We start from the raw sequence: 2,646 nt of genomic DNA, 5'->3' as shown, positions 1-2,646 counted from the left end.
AATGAGAAAAGAAGCAATAAAAAGAAATAAGTAATAAACCATCAAAACTATAGCAACAATGAAAAAGTACATTTTCATGGCTCTCTTAGGATTGAGCCTTTCAGTTCCCAAAGCTCACGCACAGTGGACGGTCTATGATCCCGGTAACTTTGCTGGCAACATTGCCAATACGGTCAAGGAGATTGCCACCGCCTCGAAGACAGTAAAGAATACCCTTGACGGATTCAAGGAGGTGGAGAAACTATACAACGACACCAAGAAGTATTACGATGCCCTCAAGAAGGTGAATAACCTTATAGGAGATGCCTACAAGGTCAAGGAGTCCATCCTCATGGTGGGCGACATCTCTGAGGTCTATGTCACTTCCTACAAAAAGATGCTCTCGGACAAGAACTTCCGCCCTTCAGAACTCGCTGCAATAGCTTCGGGCTATGCCAAGCTCTTGGAGCAGAGCGGTGAGAGTCTCAAGGAACTCAAGTCCATCGTCAAGAGTAATGTCTTCTCCATGAACGACCACGAGCGCATGCAGCAGATAGACCGTATCTATACCACACTACGCGAGTACCGCTCCTTGGTGTCGTACTATACAAGGAAGAATATCTCCGTGAGTTATGTCCGTGCTCGTGAGAAGAACAACCTTGCCTCTGTCAAGGCACTCTACGGCAACACGGCAAGCAGGTACTGGTAATTCCACAGACTTAAAAAACTTGAAAAAACTTTCATAAAACACTTTTGCTTATGGATTTTGCCAGTTTACACGAGCTGCTCCGCTCAACCTATGACGAGATGATGCCGCTCTGTGCCCAGATGACAGGCATTGCCAAAGGCATTGCGGGCTTGGGTGCACTCTTTTATATTGCCCTTCGGGTGTGGGCTTCCATTGCCCGTGCCGAGGCAATCGATGTGTTTCCACTGCTGCGCCCCTTTGTCTTGGGCTTTTGCATCATGTTCTTCCCGACAGTCGTACTGGGTACGATGAATGCCGTTCTCTCGCCCGTAGTGCAGGGAACGGAGATGATGGTACATCAGCAGGAAGGCAACTTGGCGGAACTGACCGCAAAAAGGGATAAGCTGCAGGAGGAAGCCTACCTCAGGAATCCCGAGACGGCTTATTTGGTTTCCAACGAAAAGTTCGACCAGAAGATAGAGGAAATGGGCATTATCGGACCTGAAGATGCCGTGACGATAGCGGGGATGTATGCCGAGCGTGCCGCCTATCAGACCAAGCAATGGGTCATGAAATTGGTACACGATTTTTTGGAATTGCTGTTCCATGCTTCGGGACTCATCATCGACACGCTTCGCACCTTTATTCTGATTGTCCTTTCGATACTCGGACCTATCGTGTTCGGCATAGCCGTATGGGATGGTCTTGCAGGCTCACTTACAGCATGGTTCTCACGCTATATCTCTGTCTACCTGTGGCTGCCTGTCAGTTCTATTCTTACGGCACTGCTTACCAAGATACAGGTGTTGATGATGCAGAAAGACATCGATGCGCTCAGCGATCCGAACTATCTGCCTGATTCGGGAACGTGGTATTACATCGTCTTCTTCCTTATCGGTATTGTAGGCTACTTCTGTGTCCCCACTGTGGCAGGTTGGATTATTGAAGCTGGAGGCGGTATCGGCTCATACGGTCGTAATGTTAACCAGACTGCACAGCGTGGCGCTCAAGGTGCATATACCGGCGGCAAGGCTGCCATGGCAGGCGCAGGTGCCGCTGTGGGAAATGTCGGTGGACGCATCAAGGGAGCGCTGCTCAAAGGAAAATAGAAATGGAGCAACTATGCTTAATTAATCAACGGGTATAAAAGAAAAAAATGGAATTCAAATCACTTAATAATATTGAGACCTCATTCAGACAGATACGGCTCTATGCCTTTGTCTTTGCCATCGTATGTGTGGTAGTAAGCGGTTATGCTGTCTATGCCTCGTACAGCTTCGCCAAGGAGCAGCGGGAGAAAATCTATGTGCTCGACCAAGGAAAGTCGCTCATGCTGGCTCTCAGTCAGGATGCAAGTAGAAACCGTCCCGTGGAGGCAAGAGAACACGTGCGTCGTTTCCATGAGCTCTTCTTCACCATTGCGCCCGACAAGGACGCCATCGAAAAGAACATGGAGCGTGCTTTTCTGCTTTGCGACAAGTCAGCTTTCAACTATTACAAGGACTTGGCGGAGAAGGGGTATTATAACCGTGCCATATCGGGTAATGTCAATCAGCGCATAGAGGTGGACTCTATCCACTGCAACTTTAATACTTACCCTTATGCGGTAACGACCTATGCACGGGAGTTTATCGTCCGCCAGAGTAATGTCACAGAGCGCAGTCTTGTTACGACCTGCACGTTGCAGAACTCTGTCCGTTCTGACAACAACCCGCAGGGCTTCCTGATGGAGAACTTCCTCGTCAAGGAGAACAGAGACATACAGACTTATAAACGATAAGGCTATGGCAAGGAAAAGAAACTTTTTATTCTCACGTCACTATCTGCGCTTTCACCTGTGGCTCCGTCATCGGTGTGAAAGGCTCACGATAAGGCAGCGCAAGGCTATCGTCTATGGGCTGAGTTTTATCTATCTCATCTGCTCTCTATGGATGATAGCGCAGTTTTTCCTTCCTCCAAAGAAGGAAAAACTACCCATT

4 protein-coding genes are annotated in these 2,646 nt (G+C 48.4%); all 4 read left to right on the top strand.

The features are described from left to right. Positions 1–58 precede the first annotated feature (58 nt). On the top strand, positions 59–688 hold the full coding sequence (locus BN35_RS12670) for a DUF4141 domain-containing protein (RefSeq protein ID WP_044071625.1): 630 nt from the start codon (positions 59–61) through the stop codon (positions 686–688). A 50-nt stretch (positions 689–738) separates the two neighbouring features. Continuing rightward, positions 739–1,776, top strand: a complete 1,038-nt coding sequence (gene traJ / locus BN35_RS12665; protein WP_004358249.1) for a conjugative transposon protein TraJ — start codon at positions 739–741, stop codon at positions 1,774–1,776. A gap of 47 nt (positions 1,777–1,823) precedes the next feature. Further along, positions 1,824–2,447, top strand: coding sequence for a conjugative transposon protein TraK (gene traK / locus BN35_RS12660; RefSeq protein WP_025073283.1), 624 nt, complete (start codon positions 1,824–1,826; stop codon positions 2,445–2,447). A 4-nt stretch (positions 2,448–2,451) separates the two neighbouring features. Further along, on the top strand, positions 2,452–2,646 hold a 195-nt coding region (locus tag BN35_RS13420), incomplete at its 3' end, for a hypothetical protein (RefSeq protein WP_081675954.1).

This window comes from Hoylesella timonensis 4401737 = DSM 22865 = JCM 15640, assembly GCF_000455445.1.
In the GTDB taxonomy this organism is placed as follows: Bacteria; Bacteroidota; Bacteroidia; order Bacteroidales; family Bacteroidaceae; genus Prevotella; species Prevotella timonensis.
This window is presented reverse-complemented; position numbering and strand designations above follow the sequence as displayed.

Excerpts from the sequence above, each read along its gene's own strand:
- BN35_RS12670 (WP_044071625.1), top strand. The coding sequence starts at position 59 with ATGAAAAAGTACATTTTCATGGCTCTCTTAGGATTGAGCCTTTCAGTT.
- traJ (WP_004358249.1), top strand. The coding sequence starts at position 739 with ATGGATTTTGCCAGTTTACACGAGCTGCTCCGCTCAACCTATGACGAG.
- traK (WP_025073283.1), top strand. The coding sequence starts at position 1,824 with ATGGAATTCAAATCACTTAATAATATTGAGACCTCATTCAGACAGATA.